The sequence below is a fragment of the Solibaculum mannosilyticum genome, from assembly GCF_015140235.1.
GTDB lineage: Bacteria > Bacillota > Clostridia > Oscillospirales > Acutalibacteraceae > Solibaculum > Solibaculum mannosilyticum.
Genome location: NZ_AP023321.1, coordinates 127,025 through 148,841, shown reverse-complemented (window position 1 = coordinate 148,841; position 21,817 = coordinate 127,025). Strand labels below are relative to the sequence as shown.

Below are 21,817 nucleotides of genomic sequence, written 5' to 3'. Positions count from 1 at the left end.
TGTACAACGTTCCAAACAACAAAATGGCACGAATATCCCATATACCCATGCAATTACTATACCATAAAAAACCATCCATTCAAAGCCAAATGACATAGGCTTGTTCTGTATATCCTGCTGAAACGACACTGTTTCCTCCCTGTGCGCCTGCCTCCCATATAAAAGGATATTTTTTCTATATCCACAACTGATTGACTTTTCTTCTCTAAAGATATACACTATATTGTGCCATTTTTTAGAAAGAGAATTTTGATCTAAAACACACAGGAGGTCTAATATCCATGGAGATTAACCAAAATGCCCGTACGGTACTGGAGCGGCGGTATCTGATCCGTAACAGCCAGGGGCAAACAATGGAGACAGTAGAACAACTATTTGAACGGGTGGCAAATGCCATCGCCCAGCCCGATGAGAAATTTCATCCCGACGCCGACCCGACTAAAACCGCCAAAGAATTTTTGGAGGTATTGACCTCCCTGGACTTCCTGCCCAATTCTCCCACCCTGATGAACGCCGGGCGTCCCTTAGGCCAGCTTTCGGCCTGCTTCGTCCTTCCGGTTGACGACAGCATGGAGGATATCTTTGAATCCATCAAGAACGCCGCTCTCATCCACAAATCGGGCGGCGGCACCGGCTTCTCCTTCTCCCGACTGCGCCCCAAGGGGTCGACCGTCAATACCACCGGCGGCGTGGCCTCCGGCCCGGTCAGCTTTATGCGGGTGTTCAATATGGCCACCGAAGCCGTCAAACAGGGCGGTACCCGCCGCGGCGCCAACATGGGCATCCTCCGTGTGGATCATCCCGACATCTTAGAATTTATCGACTGCAAAAAGGTTAACACCGAAATCACCAATTTCAATATCTCGGTGGGCATCACCGAAGCCTTTATGGAGGCGGTGGAACGGGGCGAGGAATATCCTCTCATCGACCCCTCCACCAATCGGGTCACCGGTACCCTGAATGCCCGGGAGGTCTTTGATAAAATCGTCGATTCGGCCTGGCGCAACGGCGAACCGGGCATCATCTTCCTGGACCGGCTCAATCGGGACAATGTGGTTCCCTCCCAGGGGGAGATCGAATCCACCAACCCCTGCGGCGAACAACCCCTCCTGCCCTACGAAGCCTGTAATTTAGGCTCCATCAACCTGACCCGCATGGTCAAGGAGACGGTGGACGGGCGTTTTGAAATGGATTGGGACCATCTGGGACGCACCGTAGCCACAGCCGTCCATTTTCTGGACAACGTCATTGAGGCAAACCGTTATCCTCTCGCCATCATCGACCAGGTCACCCGTTCCACCCGCAAGATCGGGCTGGGAGTCATGGGATGGGCCGATGCCCTTCTCATGCTGGGACTGCCCTACGGCTCTCCGGAATCCATCCAGCTGGCCCACGAGGTGATGGAATTTATCAACCAGAAAGGCCATGAGGCCAGCGAACGCCTGGCCGAAGAGCGCGGAGCCTTCCCTTTGTTTGAAGAGAGCACATTAAAGGACGGTTCCCCTCTGCGCAACGCCACCATCACCACCATCGCGCCCACCGGTACCCTTTCCATCATCGCCGGATGCTCTTCCGGCGTGGAACCGGTGTTTGCCTATGTATTCATCCGCAACATCATGGACGGCACCGAGATGATCGAGGTCAATCCCATCCTCAAGCGGGAGCTCACAAGACGCGGCCTTTATTCCGACGATCTCATGCGGCGCATCGCCAAGGAGGGGACCATCGCCCACATGGACGATATCCCGGAGGATATCCGCCGGGTATTCCTCTCGGCTCACGACATCTCTCCCGAAGCCCACATCCGCATGCAGGCCGCCTTCCAGGATCACACCGACAACGCTGTATCCAAAACCGTCAATTTCCCTCACGATGCCACCCGCGAGGATGTAGCCCAAGTCTACCGCCTTGCCTATCGCCTGGGCTGCAAGGGCGTCACCATCTACCGGGACGGCAGCCGGGATTCCCAGGTACTCAACATCGGGAAGGTCTCTGGATCCCAGGAGCCGGAAGCAGCGGCCGCCATTACCCCTCGTCAACGTCCCGAGATCACCAACGGCTTTACCGAACGGGTTAAGATCGGATGCGGCAACCTTTACATCACCGTCAATTACGACGACAAGGGCATCTGCGAAGTGTTTACCAACACCGGCAAGGCCGGCGGATGTCCCTCTCAGTCGGAGGCCACGGCACGTCTCATTTCAGTGGCGCTGCGTTCGGGCATCAAGGTGGAAAAGCTGGTGGATCAGCTCAAGGGCATCCGTTGTCCCTCCACCATCCGTCAGCCGGGTATGAAGTGCACCTCTTGTCCCGACGCCATCGCTCGGGCCTTGGAAAAACTCCAAAAGATGCAAAATGGGTTTGGGGCAGCGCAGCAGGGAGAAAACATTCCCGCCCCTGTCATGACACAGCCCACGGTGGACAAGGCTCTGCCCAATCCCGGAGCCATGCGGTTCTGTCCGGAATGCGGCATACCCCTGGAGCACGAGGGCGGCTGCGTCATCTGCCGCAACTGTGGATATTCCAAATGCAACTGATACGGCGTCCCTTACCGTCGATTAAAAGAGACTCACTGTTCTCCACGTGTATGTAAAATCCGTGGGCTTTGACGCCGTCCCGCCCCATTTGCCTCAGGCGGGACAAAGTATCTCTGGTTCTTTGAAACTATGAAAAATGGGAGTGAATCATCCCGCAAAGGGACACTCACTCCCGTTTTTACATAGTCCCGGATTAAAAAGCAAACAGCCGGGCTGCTAACAGCGCTAAAGTAGCACCCATCCCGGCGGCCACTCCCAGACGCGCCATTCCCTTGGCGCGGAAGCTCCTGGTTCTGCGGGATTTGCCTTTTGCTTTCCCCATGCTTTGCAGCAGAGCTTTGGCCTGCTTTCTCAATTCCGGCTCCGGCGAATCCATAGCCCCGGGCCGTACAAACAAAATAGCCCGTTCAAAGTAATCGTTTTCGGTTTCGCTGACTTCAACAATCTGCTTATTGACCCCTCGGATCATGATGGGTCACCCTCCTTTTTACACCTTTTCGCGGCGATGATAGCTGTAGTATAGGCATCGTCATCCTGCTTTAAGCAGTTAACGTTTCATTTTTCTGGAATCGTCCCCTTTTCCAGTGTGTTATACGGAAGGTATATCCACAGGTTTACATAATCCATGTGGAAAAACCTGTGGAAAGTGTGGACAACTCCAGTGGAAACATCCAACCGTACTTTCAAGCTCTGCTGTTTAAGAATAAACAGCACAATAAAATTATGTCAACTTGTGAAGATACGTGGAGTTTATTGCGCTTTACGTCGTCTCGTTTTTTTACCCAATGGGCACCCGTCCAGCTCCTGAAGATTGTGTATTTTTTCGCCGGACGGCCGAGCCTTTTTCCTTTGCAAAGGATTGTATCTCGATGAAGGGGATGAGTCAATGGAATACCGCGTATTACCCCACGGCATCGAGGTCAAAGCCTCCTGCTTTGATCTGGACGAGACGCTGAGCTGCGGCCAGTGCTTCCGATGGGATCAGCTGGGTCCGGGCAATTGGAGAGGAGTGGTGTCCGGACGGACAATAATAGTCCGTCAATCAGAGGATGTCCTCCTGCTGGAAGGGGCTGATCTCGCCGATTTCCAGGAGCTCTGGCGCCCCTACTTTGATCTGGACCGGGATTACAATGCCCTCCGCCAAGAGATGGCGGAGCATCCCGTCCTGGCCCCTATCGTGGCCTTTGCCCCAGGCATCCACATTCTCGCCCAACCGGCCTGGGAAGCCCTGTGCTCCTTCCTGATCTCGCAAAACAACAACATTCCCCGTATTCGATCCATTGTGTCCCGCCTATGTGCCGATTTCGGCGAGCCCCTGGCCGACGGCCTTTTCGCCTTTCCCACGCCGGAAGCCTTAGCCTGTGTCACACTAGAGCAACTGGCTCCTCTGCGCTGCGGTTACCGTGCCCCCTATCTTATCGACGCCGCCCGCAAAGTGGCCGATGGCCACCTTGATCTGGAGGCGATTGCCCGTCTGCCCTTGGATGAGGCGCGGGAACGGCTTCGCTCTGTCAAGGGCGTGGGACCCAAGGTGGCTGAATGCGTCCTGCTCTACGGCATGGGACGCATGGACGCCTTCCCCGCCGACGTATGGATCAAGCGCACAATGGGGATTTTATTCCCTCAGGGACTCCCCTCCTGTTTTGCCCATTGTGCGGGACTTGCCCAACAGTATATCTACCATTGGTCAAGATGTGGTCCCGGCCGGGAGATTTTACAGGAACAATCGTCATAAGATAGACCTTTTTTGACTTTTTTCTCTGGAAAGCCTCCTCTTCAATTGACAAAATCTGTAGGGGAATGGTATTATTTTTAGCAATGCCGGTGTAATTTTCCCTTGTGGAAAAAGGCGATACTTGGCTTGGTTTCGCAACCGCACGCCGGGGCAGGAGGCTTTGAACTATGACGACCCTAATGGTACAAATCGACAAGGTTTTATATAATTTCCGCGCCCTTGTGAAAGCGGCCGGTAAATCTCAGGTCATCCCGGTGCTGGAGGGCAACGCCTACGGCCTGGGGGATGTCCCCATCGCGCGCCTGCTCCATCAGAGCGGCGTAGGTCTGGTGGCAGTGTCCCGGCTGGAGGAGGCTGAACGTCTGATCAGCGCCGTCACCAATGTGGACGTGCTGCTGATGTCCTGCCTCAATGCCGATACGGCCAGACGAGTGGTACAGCAGGATCGCATCATCGCTTCGATCGGCTCCAATGAGGAGGCTGTCCTGCTCAGCAGCGCCGCCCGGGAGTTTAACACACGGGCAAGGGTACATGTGCACTTTGACTGCGGCATGGCTCGGGGCGGATTCCCCGTATCAGAAGCGGGCAAGGTGGTGCGTACCATCAAGGGGCTGGGCAATTTGCTGGTGTGCGGGATTTATTCCCAGCCTCCCGGCCCCTTCAAAAGTGAGAAAAAGGAACGAGCCCGATTCCGCAGCTTCCAGGAAGCGGTGCGTCTCTTTAAACGGGAGGGCATCGATCCCGAGGTGATCCATTATGCGGGGCCTATGGGGTTCCTCACCTTCCCCTGGATGCGCACTCAGGCCGTCCGTCTGGACGACGCTCTGTTGGGCGGTTCCCCGTATCGAGAAAAATGGGGACTCCGTCAGGTAGGACGTGTGGTGGCCGAGGTCAGCCAGGTGTATTGGGTGCCGGAGGGACGGAAAATCGGTCCCCAGGCCGCCTTCCACACGCGGCGTGCTACTAGAGTTGCCGTTGTACCGGTGGGGTTTGCCGACGGCCTCTTTACCGAGTGGCGTCAAAACAATGCCTTCTCTTTCTGGCGCAAACACCGTCTGACTTGTGAAATCAGCGGGCAGACGGTGCCGGTCATCGGCCATGTGGGATATACTTCCATGGCGGTGGACGTCACGGATATCACCTGTTCCTCCGGCGATTTGGTTTACATCGACGCAAGCCCCGATCACATCAATGCTACCATGAGGAGGGACTATGTCTAATAGTATGCCTCTTGTACAGGCCCTGCGGGGGCATCTTTCCCTGGGCCGTATTTCCTTTCATACGCCGGGCCATAAGGGTCTCCCATCCCCACTGGATGGACTGGGGGATCTCAAACGCCTGGATCTCACCGAGCTGCCGGATACCGATAGTCTGTATGAGGCCGATGGGCCCATCGCACAGGCTATGGAACTGGCCGCCGGTTTTTTTCATGCCAAGCGCACCTTGCTTTCGTCGGGAGGATGCACCTTGTGTATCCAGGCTATGCTTTATCTGGCAGCCCCCACGGGAGGTAAGGTCATCTTTGGCCGGACGCTCCATCGGTCGGCGGTCAACGCCATGGCCCTCCTGGACATCACTCCCGTATGGGTATTGCCACGTCCCGATGCCGGTCCCGGCCTCCCCGGCCGCATTCATCCCGACGACGTGGAGGATGCGCTTTTGCGCCATCCCGACGCCAAAGCGGTGTACGTCACCTCCCCCGATTACTACGGCACGCGCAGTGATATCGCCTCCTTAGCGGCGGTATGCCGTCGCCGGGGCGTCCTGCTGCTGGTGGACAACGCCCACGGCGCTCACTTTTCCCTCCTGACGCCCGATATCCATCCCCTTCACCTGGGGGCCGACGCCTGTGCGGATTCGGCTCACAAAACCCTCCCGGTGCTCACGGGCGGCGCCTGGCTTCAGCTGGGACAGCGCATGCCGGCGGAAGGCGCTTTGGATGCCATGGCTCTCTTTGGTTCCACCAGCCCCTCCTATCCCATTATGGCTTCCCTGGATCTATGTCGCAGCTGGATGCAGGAGAAAGGCAATGCTGCTTTTTCACAATTACAGGGTCAGGTGGAGGAGGTCAAGAAAAGGGCGGAGGGACTTGGAATCCCCTCCCCCAAAGGTCCTGTTGATCCAGTGCGTCTGGCTTTCAATACCCTGGCTGTCGGAGTCGATGGCCGCCGTGCCGCTGAGCATCTGCGTCTTTACGGGATTGAGCCGGAGATGTCAGACAAAGGGTGGGTTGTACTGCTCCCCTCCCCCTTCCACGAGAAGCGGCATTTACAACGCCTCATGGATGCCCTTACAGCTCTTCCCCACGGTACGGAACAGTCAGAAGCCTATTTTGCACCCACCCTTCCGGAGGCGGTGGAACGTCCTCGGGCGGCTGTACTGGGCCCTTCTCAATGGGTGGATGTAGAACAGTGCGTGGGACGCGTCGCCGCTCAGGCCGCTTGTCCCTGCCCTCCCGGCGTGCCTCTGGTCATGCCCGGGGAAAAAATAGACCAAAGGGTACAGCTGGAACTCATTCACTCTGGAATCAGGCGATTAAAAGTGGTAAAATAGAAACGGGAGAAAGGCTCCCATTACATATCGTGCAGGACGACGTGATCCTGTATGGCGAAAGGGGAATACAGTTATGAAACTCGTACTTGCAGTGGTCAACAATGACGACAGCGCTATATTATCCTCGGCGCTCACCAAGGAGGGCTTTTCCACCACAAAATTAGCTACCACCGGCGGTTTCCTCCGTGCGGGCAATACCACGTTCCTCATCGGCGTGGAGGACGATAAGGTGGATGCGGTCATCGACATCATCTCCAAATACAGCCGCCAGAGAACACAGACGATGCCGGATCCCTCGGTCTACGGCATGGGAATGTACACCAACTATCCTGTGGAGATCAAGATCGGCGGCGCCACAGTATTTGTTGTGGACGTGGAGAAATTTGTAAAACTATAATTGAGTAAGGGCTTTGTATGAAGTTTCATGGTCTAGTAGGGAATCAATCGGTAAAAGGCCAGCTGGCCCGTCTGGTGGACGCCGGCCAGCTGCCGCATGCCGTCTTGCTCACGGGGCAGAACGGATGCGGGAAACGGACCTTGGCCCGCCTTTTGGCGGCGGCGCTTCTATGCCGTGGGGAAGAGGAAGTCCCTTGCGGCCAGTGTGCCCCCTGCCACAAAGTATTTGAAGGCATCCATCCGGACGTATTTGAGTACGCTTCGGCCGATCGGGCAGGGGCCTTCCACATCGACGTCATCCGTGAGGTACGGGGCGATGCTGGCATCCTGCCCAATGAATCCCCTTATAAAGTATATATCTTGGCAAACGCCCATCGTATGACGATGCAGGCGCAAAACGCCCTTTTAAAGTTACTGGAGGAACCGCCCTCCTATGTGCGCCTGATTTTGACGGCCGATGCCCGTCAATCCATGTTGTCCACCATCACCTCCCGGTGCATGACCTTTGGTTTGGAACCGGTAACGGTAGAAGAAGCCTGTCGTGTGGTGACACAACGCTGTCCCGATGCCGATCCAAAACAGATCAAAGAACTGGCTCAGCTGTGCGGCGGCAGTATCGGCAATACGCTTTCCATGCTGGAAGCCGGTATGACTTCCCAGTCAGCTCAACTGACCGGCCGCATCGGAGAGGCTTTATTGACCCCTGCCGAGTTACCTTTGCTCATTGCCACCGGCAAGCTGCAGGATGACAAGGCACTGGCGCGGGCGGTTCTCTCCATCTTGCCCACGCTGTTTCGGGATGCTTTGGTCCTTCGGGAGGGCGGCGGACCGCTTCTCTCCGGGCTTCCAGAGGTAGCCGGCAAATTATCCTCCCAACTCACGCGGCATCAACTGTTGCGTCTGCTGGAAAGTGTAGACGGCTTCTCTCAATGGATGGATGCAAATGCCAACCAGTCCCTATTGGTAACACGGTTATGTGCCGTCTTACGGCGGTGCTCTCAAAATCGTTAATTAAAAAATCCCCCTCCAAGGTCAATCATCAGATTAGGACCAAGGCGGGGGATTCTTTTCCCGGAAAATATTTTTAGTAAACAGCCCCAAACGGATTATTTTCCGTCTGGGGCTGTTTTTTTCACTGCATCTTTTCCACCGGTTTATTCTACGATGAATTTCTTGGGATCGTAGCGCTTTACAGCGGCATCATTGACGGTGACTTCAAGGCTTTCCAAACGGGTGTTGATGTCACTGTCAAATTCCTCACCCTTCATCTCCTGAAGAAGAGAGGACTGATTGGTTTCAAATGTTTTATCCACTAAATCAGCGTCATCGCCGTCATAAGGAAGCAACTGCACTACATAATAGACGTTGTTGGAGGTGAATGTCGCGGCCTGACCAACTTCCAAGCCCTCCAGGGCCTCGGTGCGTTCCGGCATGGTCTCGTCGCTCTTGCTGACGTAGGAAGCGGTATCAGTTTCCTCTTCTTCCTCCTCGGTCCCTGAAGAACTGGAGGAGCTGGAAGAACTGCTGGAGGAACTGGAACTGCTGGCCTCCTGTACCTTTTTCTCGGTCTCAATCAGTTCATCCATGGTGGCTTCACCATTGTTGATCTGATCTTTGTATCCATCCAGGCGATCGGTAATGACCTGTTTATCAGTATCACTGAGAGCCTGATTGTTGCTATCCATCAAAGAAGAACTGATGACCTTGACGCGGTAATAGTTTTCCTCCCAGTAGGACCGGATATCGTCCACCGGCACTTCTTTGGTACCGCCTTCTCCATAAAGGCCGTTAAATACCTTGCTGGCCGCCATGGACTGCTGGAAGAAAGTTTCAAAAGACTGTTTGCCTACGCCGCCCTGTTTCAGGGAATCGGTCAATTGGTCGTACATGGAATCGGCCTGCTTGTTGGCATTTTCAATCTCCTCGTCCGTAAAGGAGAGGCCGAGTTCGTCCATGTAGTTACGATAGACGATGTTTTTCTTGAGGCTTTCCATCGCAGTATCTTTCATCCACTGGGCAGCGTCCTTCTCCTCGATCTGCTTATCGAACACAGCCGAAGGATCCTGGCCTGTATAAGCGTATGTATAGGCCTGGCCGTAGTAAGCGTCAAACAAATACGAAAGATAAACCCCGGCTGAGATGGTTTCGTCGCCGCTCTTGACCACCCAACTGGTATCCGAGCAGGACGCAAGGGACAGGGCCATCACCAAAGCCAATAGGGCTGTAACCATGCGTTTTGCCATTTTCATTGAAGGTTCCTCCTGTTTTTCACGATCATTTGTTGCATTTGCCATTATACCATCCATTACGCCCCTTTGTCCACTAAAAAATCAACTATTTACAAAAGAATCATAATTTCCCTCTCTTTTCGTGAGAAAGCAACAAACTTTAGTCTACTTTTCGGGAATCCTATTCCCCACCCGCCTTGATATATCATTTCCTTTTCCCCTATTGACAGGATATCCCGGATTGTTTTATCCTAGATTCTAAAACAAGACATTTGGGTGTTTTTTATGAAAAGAATCCGGGATTCAGAACAGCTCAATATAATTGGCGGGCGTATCAGGAGGGCGCGCATTGCAGCAGGCTTAAGCCAAAAGCAGCTTTCGGAGAAATTGGAGCTGATGGCGGTTTACACCTGCCGCGGTTCCATCTCCCGCATCGAGAACGGCAGGCGAGCTATCACTGACATTGAAATCGACGCCATTTCAAAAGTGCTCCAGGTGTCGCTGGATTCTTTATTTGGACGCGATGAAATGTAAAATACAAAGCAAAAGGACGGGTATTATAATACCCGTCCTTTTTGTTCCATGAAGCTATTATTTGGACCTTTTTTCCTCTTTGACGTCTGCCATGCCCTCCAATGTCTCCCGCATGCAGGCCAGTGGGGACTGTCCCGGCAGCATCTTGACCTGGATATATGGCTTCTGGCCGGCGCTGAGCATGACCCGACCCTTCATATTGGCCATCAGGCGGGAGGTCCGTTCCAGATCGGGGATGTGGATGTAAAACAGCAGACGGTCGTTTTTCTGGGAGATCTCGCTGATCCCCAGATCGGCAGCCATATTGCGCAGCAGAGATACCTCCACCAGTCCGGCCACCGCGTCGGGCACGTCGCCAAAGCGGTCGATGAGCTCATCCAGCACGTCTGAGACATCCTCTTGGGTGCGGATGTCGGCGATGCGGCGATAGATGTCCAGACGCTGGGCGGCACTGGGGATGTACTGCTCCGGGATGTGGGCGCCGATCTGGACGTCCACCAGACACTCGGCTTCCCGACGTGTGGTTTTCTCCCCCTTCTCCTCGTCCACCGCCTCGGACAAAAGACGCAAGTACATGTCGTACCCCACCGCCTCCATATGGCCGTGCTGTTCTGCGCCCAGGATGTTGCCGGCGCCCCGGATCTCCAGATCCCGCATGGCGATCTTGAATCCCGATCCGAATTCCGTAAATTCCCGGATGGCGGCCAGACGTTTGGTGGAAATCTCCGAAAGCACCTTCCCCCCGGCAAAGGTGAGATAGGCGTAAGCCCGTCGGGAGGAACGTCCCACACGTCCTCTCAACTGGTGCAGCTGGGCAAGGCCCATACGGTCGGCGTTCTCAATGATGAGGGTATTGCAGTTGGGGATATCCACCCCTGTCTCAATGATGGTGGTGCACACCAGGACGTTGATCTCATTGCCCAGAAGCTGTTCCCACACGTCCGACAAAGCTTCCTCCGTCATCTTGCCGTGGGCCACCCCTACCTTGGCCCCGGGGATGCGCTGGGAGATGCGGTAGGCCGTCTGCTCGATGGATTCCACCCGGTTGTGCAGGTAGTAAACCTGTCCGCCGCGGCGCAGTTCCCTCCGGATAGCCTCGTCCAAAACAGCCGGGTCGTACTCCACCACGTAGGTCTGCACCGGATGCCGGTCCTGAGGGGCCTCCTCGATGACCGACATATCCCGCACCCCTGACATGGCCATATTGAGGGTCCGCGGGATGGGCGTGGCCGACAGGGTCAGGCAGTCCACCCCTGGGAACAACTCTTTGAGTTTCTCCTTCTGGGCCACGCCGAACCGTTGTTCCTCGTCCACAATGACCAGACCCAGGTTTTTAAACTGGACGTCCTTCTGCACCAGACGGTGAGTGCCGACGATCATGTCGATCTCCCCGCGCCTGAGCTTATTGAGGATGGCGGCCTGTTGCTTTGGCGTGCGGTAGCGGGACAGCACCTCCACCTTGATGGGGAATCCCTCAAAACGGGTCAGAATGGTCTGATAATGCTGCCAGGCCAGGATGGTTGTGGGCACCAGCAGAGCACACTGACGGCCGTTGTCGATACACTTGAAGGCGCCTCTTAGGGCCACTTCGGTTTTGCCGAATCCCACGTCGCCGCACAGCAGCCGGTCCATGGGAAAAGACCGCTCCATATCAGCTTTGATCTCGTCCACGCACCGCAGCTGATCCTCGGTCTCCTCGTAGGCGAAGCGCCGTTCAAAATCGCTTTGCCAGTCGGTGTCCGGACCGCAGGCAAACCCCTCCACCTTCATGCGCTCGGCGTACAGCTTGATGAGCTGTTTGGCCATGTCCTTGACCGCCTTGCGCACCCGGGACCGGGCTTTCTGCCACTCGGTGCCGCCCAGACGGTGGAGCTTCACCTTGCTGTCCTCTTTGGGGCCGATGTATTTGGACACCAGGTCAAGCTGCGTCACCGGGACGTAGAGGATATCCCCCTTGTCGTACCGGATCTTGATATAGTCCTTGATGACGCCGTGGACGTCCATCTTGTGGATGCCTTCAAACAAGCCGATGCCGTGGGTGGCGTGCACCACATAATCCCCGATGGAGAGATCGGAAAGGCTGGTGAGGGTGTCCCCCGCCTTATGACGCACCTTGCGTTTGCGGACGGCGGCAATCTGTCCCTGGGTGAGGATCCCCACTTTGGCCCCGGGATACTCCATCCCGGCCGACAGGCTGCCGGGCAAAATGGTGATCTGTCCCGGTATAAGCATTTCACACCGTTCCACATAAACCGCAGGCAATCCCAATTCCCGCAGGTTACGGCACAGATTGTCGGCCGACTTCCCGGTCCCCGCCAGCACGGCCACCGCCCAATTGCGATCCAGCATGGGTTCGATGTCCTCTTTGAGCAGGTCAAGCCCCCCGGCCCACACCGACAGCTGACGGGTATTGACCGATATCAGATGTCTCAAAGGCGTCTCGTATCCCGCCCTTGTGAATGCATCCAAATAAACGGCTCTATATTGTTCATAAATCCCCGGCATTTGTTCGCCCGGCAGGCTGAATTCCGTGATTCCCTTGCAGAGGATGCCCTCCTCCAGCATGGACTTGATGTCCTCTCCCATCTGCCAGTGGAAGGAATGGGCCCTCTCTTTGACCTTTACCGGATCGGATACAAACAGCATTCCATCCCCGATGTAGTCAAAAAGGCTCGCCCTCTGCGGATAAATGAGCGGCAAGTATTTGTCCAAAGCGTGGAGCCTTCCGCCCCCCTCCAACCGATCCAGATCCTCGCTCAGATGGTTGAGAGCCGCTTGGTGTTTGGCACCTCTAAGCCCTTTTTGCAGGCGTCGGATCCCCTCTGACAATTGATCGTCCGGGGGAGGGAGGATCTCCACAGCCGGCGTGATAACCGCCTCCTCCAGCTGCTCGGTACGGCGTTGGGTCTCAGGGTCAAAGGAGAGGAGGGTGTCGATCTCATCGTCCCACATCTCCACGCGGGTGGGCGCCGAAGTCCCCGGAGCATAAAAATCGCAGATACCGCCCCGGATGGAGAATTGCCCAATGCCGTCGACCTGGTCGGCCCGCACATAACCGGCATCCACCAGGGCCGCCGCCATTTGTTTAAGCGGAATGCGCTGTCCGGAATGCAGGCGCACCGTCCGCTCCTGCAAAAGAGCGGGCGGAATGGTGTAGAGCATGGCGGCGTCTGGGGTTGTGAGCACCACGTCACATTGGCCGTTTTGCAGGGCGTAGAGTACCTGAAGACGGGTGTGCTCGTATTCCCGGGAAATGCCTTCCAGCTTCTGAAAAGTCAAGTCCCTGGCCGGATATAACAAAACCCTAGCTCCCATGGCTTCCAGATCCCGTTGCAGCTGGGCGCATTCCGACTCATCCCCTGCCAGTACGATAGCCGGCCTTTCCAACATCTGCCCCAAGGCGTATACAAAATGGGCTTTCTGGATGCCCGACAGTCCCGATACCGCCATGGGAGCACGGCCGGCTCGGATGCATCCGGCCACAGTATCAAATTCCGGAAGCCCTTTGAGGGCATTTGTTAAAAAGGTCATGCCATCGCCTCTCTTTCCTGTTTGGGTCCGTTGCAACGGACAACGGCGGAAACCAGAAGGGACCTACCCTCTGGTTTCCGCTGGATGTCCGGGATGTTCTCCCGGTAGTATACCAGAAACAAATAAAAAAACAAGGGGAAAGCGGGCGGGCAGTGCCCGCCGCCACTTCGCCCTAGAACTTTTGTAAGGCTTTTCCTCTACGGACACGGTATCTTTAGCAGACTGCCTATCCCCTGCACAAGATACCCTCGCGGGATCCTTCCCTTCGGCTTTCTCCCAACCTGGTGCGCGACGTGGATGCAGGCTCTGCCTGCCCCGCCGACGTTAACCGTTATACAAATTCATTGCCTTGTCGGTTTCCCCTTTGACCAGCAACTCCACTGCATCGGCTGCTTTATCGTAAGCCTCCAACATGAGCTGCTGATCGGGCTTAGAGAATCCGGACAGCACCCAGCTGGCCAAATCATAATCCGGATGAGGCTTTTTCCCCACGCCGATCTTGACACGGGGAAACTGATCGGAATTCAAGAGGTAGATGATACTCTTAATGCCATTGTGTCCGCCGTCCGAACCCTTGCGCCGGATTCGCAGCTTGCCGGGAGGGAGAGAGATATCGTCAAACAGCACAAGTACTCGTTCGGCTGGGATTTTGTAAAATCTCGCCGCCTCCTGGACAGCCTCTCCAGAATTGTTCATAAAGGTCTGGGGTTTCATCAGAAGACAGCGTTTATCTCCCAACTCCACCTGACAGCAAAGAGACTTATACTTGAGCCGGTCCAACTTAACGCCCAGACGATTCGCCAATACATCGATTGCCATAAATCCAGCATTGTGACGGGTCCCTTCGTACTTCTTGCCGGGATTTCCTAGCCCTACAATCAAGAAATCCACTGGACCTATGGGTTTTGGTTTGCGAAAAAACATGGTAAGACTCCTTTATGCACGTATACACGCAAAAGCCGCCCGGACGTCAAACGCCCGGGCAGCGCAAACTTAAAATGGATAAAACGTATTATCTTAACCTCAGAGCGGCTTTGGGAGGGATTCTATCCCACTTGGATGCCAATATTCACCGAGGGACTCAGGGTACCGTGTCCGTATAAACAAGCGTATCCTCCAGCCTCAGAGCGGCTTGGCAGGGGATTCTATCCCCCGGAGCACTTTGGCCGGGCATCCACCCACCACTGTATTAGCTGGTACATCCTTAGTCACCACTGACCCGGATGCAATGACGGCGTTATCTCCAATAGTGACGCCCGGGTTGATGACCGAATGCCCGCCAATCCAGACATTATTGCCGATGGTCACTGGTTTCCCACATTCCAGTCCCTGTTTCCGGATCTCCGGATCCAGGGGATGGGTGGCAGCATAAATATGTACGCCGGGGCCGATGAGACAGTAGTCCCCGATGGTGACAGGACATACGTCTAAAATCATACAGCCGAAATTGGCAAAGAAGTGCTTTCCCACCTTGATGTTATGGCCGTAATCGCAGTGGAAGGGGGGCTCGATTCCAATATTGTCATCCCCTACCTCTTGGAATAGCTCCTTGAGCAGAGAAAGACGCAATTCTTTTTCCGCTGCATGGGTGGCATTATAACGCTCCACCAAGTCCCTGGTTTGGATACGCAATCTGTCCAGTTCTGGATCGGGAGAATAGTACAGTTCGCCTTGCAGCATCTTTTCACGTTCTGTCGCCATATAGGATGCATCCTCCTTAATTAAACATGGTAGAAACCGGCCGGTTGGACGAAATACGGGAGATGGCTTCGGCAAATACTGGGGCCACCGGCAAATACTTAATCTTTCCGCAGGAACACTGCTTGGCTGGAATGGTGTCCAGCAGCACCACTTCCTTCAACGGACTGTCCTCAATGCGTTCCAGCGCGCTGCCCGACAACACCCCATGGGTAGCACAGGCATAGACCTCCCTGGCCCCGCCGATCTCCATCACCGCTTTGGCAGCATTGCAAAGGGTACCGGCAGTATCGATCATATCGTCCACCAGGATCACCCTTTTACCCCTCACATCGCCAATGATGTTCATCACTTCACACACATTAGCCTTCGGACGGCGTTTGTCAATAATGGCGATGGGAGCATTCCCAAAACGCTGGGAAAATGCCCTGGCCCGGGTCACCGATCCAAAGTCGGGTGAGACAATCACTACGTCCTGTCGCTCGGCGCCAAACAGCTGTTGGAAATAAGGGACCAGCACCGGTACGCCGTTAAGATTGTCCACCGGAATATCAAAAAATCCCTGAATCTGCGCAGCGTGCAGATCCATGGTCAATACCCGGTCCGCCCCGGCCGCCGTCAGGATATCGGCTATCAATTTTGCCGAGATCGGATCCCTGGCCTTGGCTTTACGATCCTGACGGGCATACCCAAAATATGGGATGACGGCCGCAATACATCCGGCCGATGCACGTTTACAGGCATCGATCATAATAAGCAGTTCCATGATGTTGTCATTGACCGGCGCACAGGTGGACTGTACGAGGAATACATCGCATCCCCGCACGCTTTCGTGAAAGGAAACCGAAATTTCCCCATCGCTGAAGGTGGAGACATCGCTTCTCCCCAGAGGCAGACCCAGCTGTTCCGCCACCGATTTTGCGATGTTCCGGCTGGCATTGGCCGCAAAGATCTTGATGTTCTTGCCGTGAAAACTCATTGTTTCTGTTCCCCCTTTTCCTCAGGGACGCCGGCAAGGCTCCAGAAGCCGCTGCCAGCGCTCCTAAAGCATTACTTCCTCTTTTTTTCCACCCAGCCTGGTTTATTGATCTGACGGGCCCGGGCGATGCCCAACGCGTTTTCCGGAACCGGTTCGGTAATGGTGGACCCGGCTGCCGTATAGGCGTAATCCCCCACCGTCACGGGTGCCACAAGATTGGTGTTGCAACCGATAAAGCAGTGATCCCCTACGGTACAACGGTTTTTCTCCTGGCCGTCATAGTTGACCGTGACACAGCCGCATCCGAAATTGACGCCGGCGCCTACATCGGAATCCCCTACATAAGTCAGATGAGGGACCTTGGTGCCTTCTCCGATATTTGAATTCTTAATCTCCACAAAATCGCCGATCTTGACCCTGGCGGACAGGTTGGTGCCCGGACGGATGTGTACAAACGGTCCGGCCGTGACCCCTTCCCCTACTGTGGACTGATAACATTGTACAGCGTTCAACTGACAGTAATTTGCTACCGTGCTATCCTCGATCAGGCTGTTGGGACCGATGACACAATTTGTCCCAATGTCAGTCTTGCCCCGCAAAATAGTGCCCGGCAGCAGGCAAGTATTGGCCCCTACCGTGACATCCGGGCCTACCAGAATGCCGTCGGTACAGGGGATATCCACACCCTCGTCCATCAGATTCTCCAAAATGCGGCGGCGTGCCTTTCCATTCAGCCCGTTAAGCTGCGACCGGGTATTGGCGCCGCATACTACATCCTCTGTGTCGGCGGCAAAGGCGTCCACCCGGCATCCCTTTTTCAGAAGCAGGGCTAACGTATCGGTCAGATAGTATTCCCCTGCCTTATTGTCGTTTGTAAGCTTTGGCAGCACTTCAAGCAGCTCATCGGCCGCGAACCAATACGCTCCGGAATTGACCTCCCGGATGGCCCGCACCGCTTCGCTTGCATCCTTTTCCTCCACAATGGAGTTGACGGTGCCGTCGTTATCGTCCCGCACGATGCGGCCGTAGCCGGTGGGACGCTCCAATCTCGCTGAAATGACGGTAGCGGCATTGCCGTCGGTCTCATGTGCCGTCAGCGCCCCACGGATATTTTTGCTGTCCATGAGCGGGGCATCCCCGCACAGCACCAGCACATTGCCCCCTTTGTGGTCGGCAATGAAATCGGATGCCTGCATGACGGCATGCCCTGTACCCAGACGTGGTTCTTGCAGCACCGTCTGGCAAGCGCCGTCCAGATGCTGCTTTACCAACAGATGTTCCTCCACCAAATGGCCCTTGTGGCCCGTGACCACACAAATATCTTCAACGCCCGCGCCTCGGACTGCATCGATCACCCAGTCCAGCATGGGCTTAAACAGCACTTCACACAATACCTTCGGGCCATCGGCTTTCATCCGTTTCCCTTCACCGCCGGCCAAAATCACAGCACAATTCTGTTCCAAATTCCAGACCCCTTTCTATCCCAGATCAGACACTGGCCTTTTCTCTTCACCTAATATCCCAATGTGGTTATTATCTCAATTTTTCCTCTGATTTTCAAGAACTATTTCCTAGTTTTCTCATGATGTATTGTCTATACGCCAAAAAAGCAAAAAGCGTACCCCCGCAAGTCCTGAGGGCAGGGCTTTACGGGGGCTATCCTTTTTACTGCTGTAAAAACTCGTCGATAAAGTATTTAGGACGCGCCTTGACCTCACTGTAGATCTTTCCGATGTATTCGCCGCATACGCCCAGACATAAAAGCTGGATGCCTCCCAACAGCCAAATAGATGCCACAATGGCCGTCCAGCCCGACACAGCCATTCCCACCAATTTGGAAATGAGAGCGTACAAAAGCCCTATGACGCTGAGAATGGCAATAATGACCCCCAATCCTGAGATCAGGCGGATGGGCTTGACCGAAAAGGATGTGATGCCGTCAAATGCAAGGGCCAGCATCTTCTTCAGCGGATACTTGGATTCGCCGGCAAACCGTTCATGACGGTCGTAAAATACCGTAGCCGTCTTATACCCGATGGTGGGGACAATGCCGCGCAGGAATAAATTGACCTCTTTGTACTCCGACAGGGCATCCAACGCCCGCTTGGACATAAGACGGTAGTCGGCATGGTTATAAACCACCTCTACCCCCAGGGCATTCATAATCTTATAGAATCCCTGGGCGGTGGAACGTTTGAAAAAGGTATCGGTATCCCGCTTGTTGCGCACGCCGTACACAATGTCGCACCCTTCGTTAAACTTCTCCAAAAACTGATTGATGACGTCGATATCGTCTTGAAGATCGGCGTCCAAAGAGATGGCGCAGTCGCAGTACTGACGGGCGGTCATCAGTCCAGCCAAAACGGCATTTTGGTGCCCCCGGTTGCGGGATAGTTTCAGGCCGCATACGTATTTGTTCTGCTTGTGAAGTTCGGTGATAAGATCCCAAGTCTTGTCTTTGCTGCCGTCGTTGACCAGCAGGATACGGCTTTTCTCATCGGCCAGACCCAGATTTACCAGTTCTTCCATCTTTTCAATGAGACGTTTGCCTGTCTCCGGCAACACCTGTTCCTCATTGTAGCAGGGTACCACCAAATATACAGTTGACAATAGTACACACATCCTTTATCTATCACGTGTTTTGATCGTTATCAGGCGGTGGATGGCTTCCCCTGTCTCCCAAAGGATGGATCTGTTCTCCCGGCGGGAGATCCTCACGCGGTTTGGCTGGGAACATCAGGGATAAATCCTTGAGATAATACGTTTCAATGGCCTCATCCTCGTTGGTATGGCGGAGGATTTCCTCCTCGGGCTGTACGGCCGCTATACGGCGCGCCTTACGGCGGCTGAGCGCACGCATGCCGAAGAAGTAGAGCAGGAAGACCGCAAAGGATACGCCCGTTATCATCAAGCCCAGCGGCAGACCGGGAGTCATATAGTTAAACCGGATCGTGCTCTCTCCCGGGGGACACCATACCGCCATAAAGCCCACGTTGGTCTTTTCAATGACAGCGTCAACCCCGTTGACCTGCGCCGACCAACCCTCCTCCCAGGGCACCGAGAAGAACAACAGCCTGCCTTCTGAATCCTCCGGCAGGGTGATAGTGGCGGTAAAGCCTGTATTGTCTGTTTCAAACGTTTCGCAGGAGTATTCCCGACGGTCGGCGCAGTCCTCTGCTATCGCTTGATCAGAGGTATCCAGCCATTCCTCTGTATCATAGTGGGTCATGGTGCGCTCGTACTTCTGGGCGGCATAGTCCTCCACCACCGCAGCGTGCAGCAGAACCCGCTGCCGTTCCTGTTCGGTCATAGCATCGTATTCCGAACGGGTGATAAAACTGTCGTAACAGAAGCCCATGGGGATAAAGTTCTTGTTTTCGTAGACGTAATAGCCGTTCTGCCAGTCCACATAAGTGTAATAATCGTAGTCGTCATCATTGGGGCTCATCGGCTCCCGGTCAAAGAGATACCGCACCGACAAAAACGGACGCAGTAAATAGTCCTCCCGTTCGGGACGGCTGGCCACATCTCTCTGCACCCCTACTGTGGGATAAAACTCCATGATGGAGGCGGGTACCACGCTGTGGAACGCCTGAATCGACGGCCTTTGCCAGAACATAGCCTGATTGTCATAGGGAAGATTTCGCCCGTCGGTAAAGTCAATTCGATAATTGTCCTCGTCGGGCAGATCCACATCCTCGCCGCCGTTTAGGGCGTAGGGGATGATGAAATCATGGGTTTCACTCAAGTCCACCTTGCCTAAGGCGATAAAATACACCGAGTACACCACCGAGATGCAAAGTACTGCCGCCGTAGCTGCCGTTGCGAACTGGCGGGGCTGCCTTCGGAATTTCCTGAGCAGCCACCACAGGAGAAACAGGCTGACAAAGGCGATGGCCACATAGATCCAAAATCGGACAGGGTATTCCATCAGCCCATATTTCTGTGCCTCTCGGCCCTCCACCTCGGCCGGCAGGAAAGCGATGAGAATGGTGATAACAAAGGTAATGCCGGCCGTTATCTTGAAGCCCACCATATAGTTTACTTCCCTGTCCTCCAGGGACATCATCGTGGCAAGGGCCATCATGAGAACCAGCATATAGAACCAGCGTGCGTAATAAGACGAGTTAAAGGCAAAGAAGGCGCTGTTGAAAATAGGCACCATGGCCATGATAAAGAGGGTGATCAGGATGCGCTTGAGCCAATGCCCCCGTTTTGCCGACATGAAGGAAAACACGCCGCACATGGAGAATAGGGGCAGCCAAGCGCCCAGGGACGCCCATTTTGCCTCGGCGCCGGGGAAGAAATTAGGCCGGGCCGGGATATCCGGCGGGAAGAAAAAGCATTCCAAAATAGCGCCGTACCGCTGGGGCCAGGAGTATACAAGCGCCGAATGCCCTTGAAAGGACTGGCTTGTCCTGGGGTTGGCAAGTACCGTCAGCACCGAAGGAATGAGCAGTACCGCACTCATGGCCACACCCAATATAGCCTCAAAAGCCAGCCATAAGAACTTTTTCAAATTGATGGTCCAGTCCTTGCCCAGCAGGCGGAAGAACCAGTAGATGATGACAAACACCACCTGTCCCACAAAGAAAAAGTAATTGACAAAACAGTTGACAAACACCGCTGCGGCAAAAACGCCCCGCCGGCCGTTTGTCATGTATTCCTCCAAGCCGATGAGCAGCAACGGGAAGAATACAATGGGTTCGTGGAAATGGTTAAAGAAGATGTTGTAGGTAGTAAAGCCGGAGAAAGCATACAGAAGGCCGCCGATGAGGGCGTAGTCCTTATTGCGCACAAAACGGGCGATGTAAGCGTAGGAAGTGGTAGCGGCCAGCGCTGTTTTGAGCATCAAGAGGGGGGCCATCAGATAGGGCACCACCTCGCTGGGAAAGGGCAGGGTCAGCCAGAAAAAGGGACTGCCTAGATTATAGAAGCTGTAGGAACTGATGAAATTTGCACCCAGATCTGTGGTCCAGCTCCAAAAGATGTTGCCCTCGCGAATGGCATCATGGCACATCTGATAAAAGGGGATCTGTTGGACGTTAAAGTCGCCGTAATAGAGAAAATACCCTTGATCCACAATGATAAAGGGTAGAAAGACAATGCAGGACGCGCCCAATGCCAGCAAAAACGTCCGTAGACATCGGCTTTTTGCAGGTAACAAGGGCGAAGAAGGAGCCTTCATGTCTATTCCTCCTCTCACTCTCAGATATTTTGATAGGTTGACCCGTTTTGGATAGATCGGTGATATCCCCATAAACACCGAATCTCATCCACTTCTCACAAGTGAATTTATTATACCACGCATTGTATATGGGGGCAAACAATATTTCCCAATTTAGTCGCATTTTATTCTTGTTTTTCTTGTTCTTCCTGTGTCAGAACTCCGACTTCGTATCAAATACTCCCCAAAAAATAAACCCTCTGTTGTGTTAAACAGAGGGTTTACTATCTGTATATTAACTTTTTGCGTTTACTCTTTTGCGCCGTTCTCCGGTTTGTGTTCGTCTATCCCATCCACGTCAAATTAGGATTTAACTATCTAATCCTCAAAAACCATTGATTTTTCAAGGCTTCACGCCTGTTTTTCATTCAAACCTTATCTGTTTGCCCTTGTTTTTGC

16 protein-coding genes are annotated in these 21,817 nt (G+C 54.3%); 7 read left to right on the top strand and 9 right to left on the bottom strand.

The features are described 5' to 3' along the window. Positions 1 to 281 precede the first annotated feature (281 nt). Positions 282 to 2,537, top strand: coding sequence for a vitamin B12-dependent ribonucleotide reductase (locus tag C12CBH8_RS00640; RefSeq protein ID WP_215533352.1), 2,256 nt, complete (start codon positions 282 to 284; stop codon positions 2,535 to 2,537). Positions 2,538 to 2,730: 193 nt separating this feature from the next. Here C12CBH8_RS00640 and C12CBH8_RS00635 read toward each other — a convergent pair whose 3' ends face one another. After that, complete coding sequence (locus tag C12CBH8_RS00635) at positions 2,731 to 3,006, bottom strand: hypothetical protein (RefSeq protein ID WP_090263933.1); 276 nt, start codon at positions 3,004 to 3,006, stop codon at positions 2,731 to 2,733. Positions 3,007 to 3,423: 417 nt separating this feature from the next. Here C12CBH8_RS00635 and C12CBH8_RS00630 point away from each other — a divergent pair, with 417 nt between their 5' ends. From C12CBH8_RS00630 to C12CBH8_RS00610, 5 genes are all read left to right on the top strand, one after another. After that, positions 3,424 to 4,272 (top strand): DNA-3-methyladenine glycosylase family protein, encoded by an 849-nt coding sequence (locus tag C12CBH8_RS00630; RefSeq protein WP_099323037.1) that lies wholly within the window; start codon positions 3,424 to 3,426, stop codon positions 4,270 to 4,272. Between the two features lie 167 nt (positions 4,273 to 4,439). After that, entirely contained in the window at positions 4,440 to 5,492 is a 1,053-nt protein-coding gene (locus tag C12CBH8_RS00625) for an alanine racemase (protein WP_215533351.1), read from the top strand. Further along, positions 5,485 to 6,825, top strand: a complete 1,341-nt coding sequence (locus C12CBH8_RS00620; RefSeq protein WP_099323036.1) for an aminotransferase class I/II-fold pyridoxal phosphate-dependent enzyme — start codon at positions 5,485 to 5,487, stop codon at positions 6,823 to 6,825. Before C12CBH8_RS00625 ends, C12CBH8_RS00620 begins: the two co-directional genes overlap by 8 nt. A gap of 73 nt (positions 6,826 to 6,898) precedes the next feature. Further along, the gene (locus C12CBH8_RS00615; RefSeq protein ID WP_090263925.1) at positions 6,899 to 7,222 is read left to right on the top strand and encodes a cyclic-di-AMP receptor; all 324 of its coding nucleotides are present in this window, start codon (positions 6,899 to 6,901) and stop codon (positions 7,220 to 7,222) included. Positions 7,223 to 7,239: 17 nt separating this feature from the next. Continuing rightward, the gene (locus tag C12CBH8_RS00610) at positions 7,240 to 8,232 is read left to right on the top strand and encodes a DNA polymerase III subunit (protein ID WP_215533350.1); all 993 of its coding nucleotides are present in this window, start codon (positions 7,240 to 7,242) and stop codon (positions 8,230 to 8,232) included. A 143-nt stretch (positions 8,233 to 8,375) separates the two neighbouring features. Here the strand turns inward: C12CBH8_RS00610 and C12CBH8_RS00605 are convergent, their stop codons facing one another. After that, the gene (locus C12CBH8_RS00605) at positions 8,376 to 9,470 is read right to left on the bottom strand and encodes a hypothetical protein (RefSeq protein ID WP_090263922.1); all 1,095 of its coding nucleotides are present in this window, start codon (positions 9,468 to 9,470) and stop codon (positions 8,376 to 8,378) included. A 264-nt stretch (positions 9,471 to 9,734) separates the two neighbouring features. Between C12CBH8_RS00605 and C12CBH8_RS00600 the strand changes: the two genes are divergently transcribed. Beyond that, on the top strand, positions 9,735 to 9,983 hold the full coding sequence (locus C12CBH8_RS00600) for a helix-turn-helix domain-containing protein (RefSeq protein WP_099323033.1): 249 nt from the start codon (positions 9,735 to 9,737) through the stop codon (positions 9,981 to 9,983). A gap of 57 nt (positions 9,984 to 10,040) precedes the next feature. Here the strand turns inward: C12CBH8_RS00600 and mfd are convergent, their stop codons facing one another. The 7 genes from mfd to C12CBH8_RS00565 all read right to left on the bottom strand — a co-directional run bounded on the left by mfd (position 10,041) and on the right by C12CBH8_RS00565 (position 21,379). Beyond that, positions 10,041 to 13,514 (bottom strand): transcription-repair coupling factor, encoded by a 3,474-nt coding sequence (gene mfd / locus C12CBH8_RS00595; RefSeq protein ID WP_215533349.1) that lies wholly within the window; start codon positions 13,512 to 13,514, stop codon positions 10,041 to 10,043. A gap of 324 nt (positions 13,515 to 13,838) precedes the next feature. Then, positions 13,839 to 14,438 carry an aminoacyl-tRNA hydrolase gene (gene pth / locus C12CBH8_RS00590; protein ID WP_090263915.1) on the bottom strand — a complete coding sequence of 200 codons (600 nt, stop codon included), beginning with the start codon at positions 14,436 to 14,438 and terminating at the stop codon, positions 13,839 to 13,841. A gap of 198 nt (positions 14,439 to 14,636) precedes the next feature. Beyond that, entirely contained in the window at positions 14,637 to 15,215 is a 579-nt protein-coding gene (locus C12CBH8_RS00585) for a sugar O-acetyltransferase (protein WP_215533348.1), read from the bottom strand. Between the two features lie 16 nt (positions 15,216 to 15,231). Next, on the bottom strand, positions 15,232 to 16,191 hold the full coding sequence (locus C12CBH8_RS00580; protein WP_215533347.1) for a ribose-phosphate pyrophosphokinase: 960 nt from the start codon (positions 16,189 to 16,191) through the stop codon (positions 15,232 to 15,234). A gap of 71 nt (positions 16,192 to 16,262) precedes the next feature. Further along, complete coding sequence (gene glmU, locus C12CBH8_RS00575) at positions 16,263 to 17,654, bottom strand: bifunctional UDP-N-acetylglucosamine diphosphorylase/glucosamine-1-phosphate N-acetyltransferase GlmU (RefSeq protein WP_099323028.1); 1,392 nt, start codon at positions 17,652 to 17,654, stop codon at positions 16,263 to 16,265. 202 nt (positions 17,655 to 17,856) lie between these two features. Then, the gene (locus C12CBH8_RS00570; RefSeq protein ID WP_090263907.1) at positions 17,857 to 18,801 is read right to left on the bottom strand and encodes a glycosyltransferase family 2 protein; all 945 of its coding nucleotides are present in this window, start codon (positions 18,799 to 18,801) and stop codon (positions 17,857 to 17,859) included. A gap of 22 nt (positions 18,802 to 18,823) precedes the next feature. Continuing rightward, a complete protein-coding gene (locus tag C12CBH8_RS00565) occupies positions 18,824 to 21,379 on the bottom strand; it encodes a YfhO family protein (RefSeq protein ID WP_215533346.1) in 2,556 nt (851 codons plus the stop codon). Positions 21,380 to 21,817: the final 438 nt, after the last annotated feature.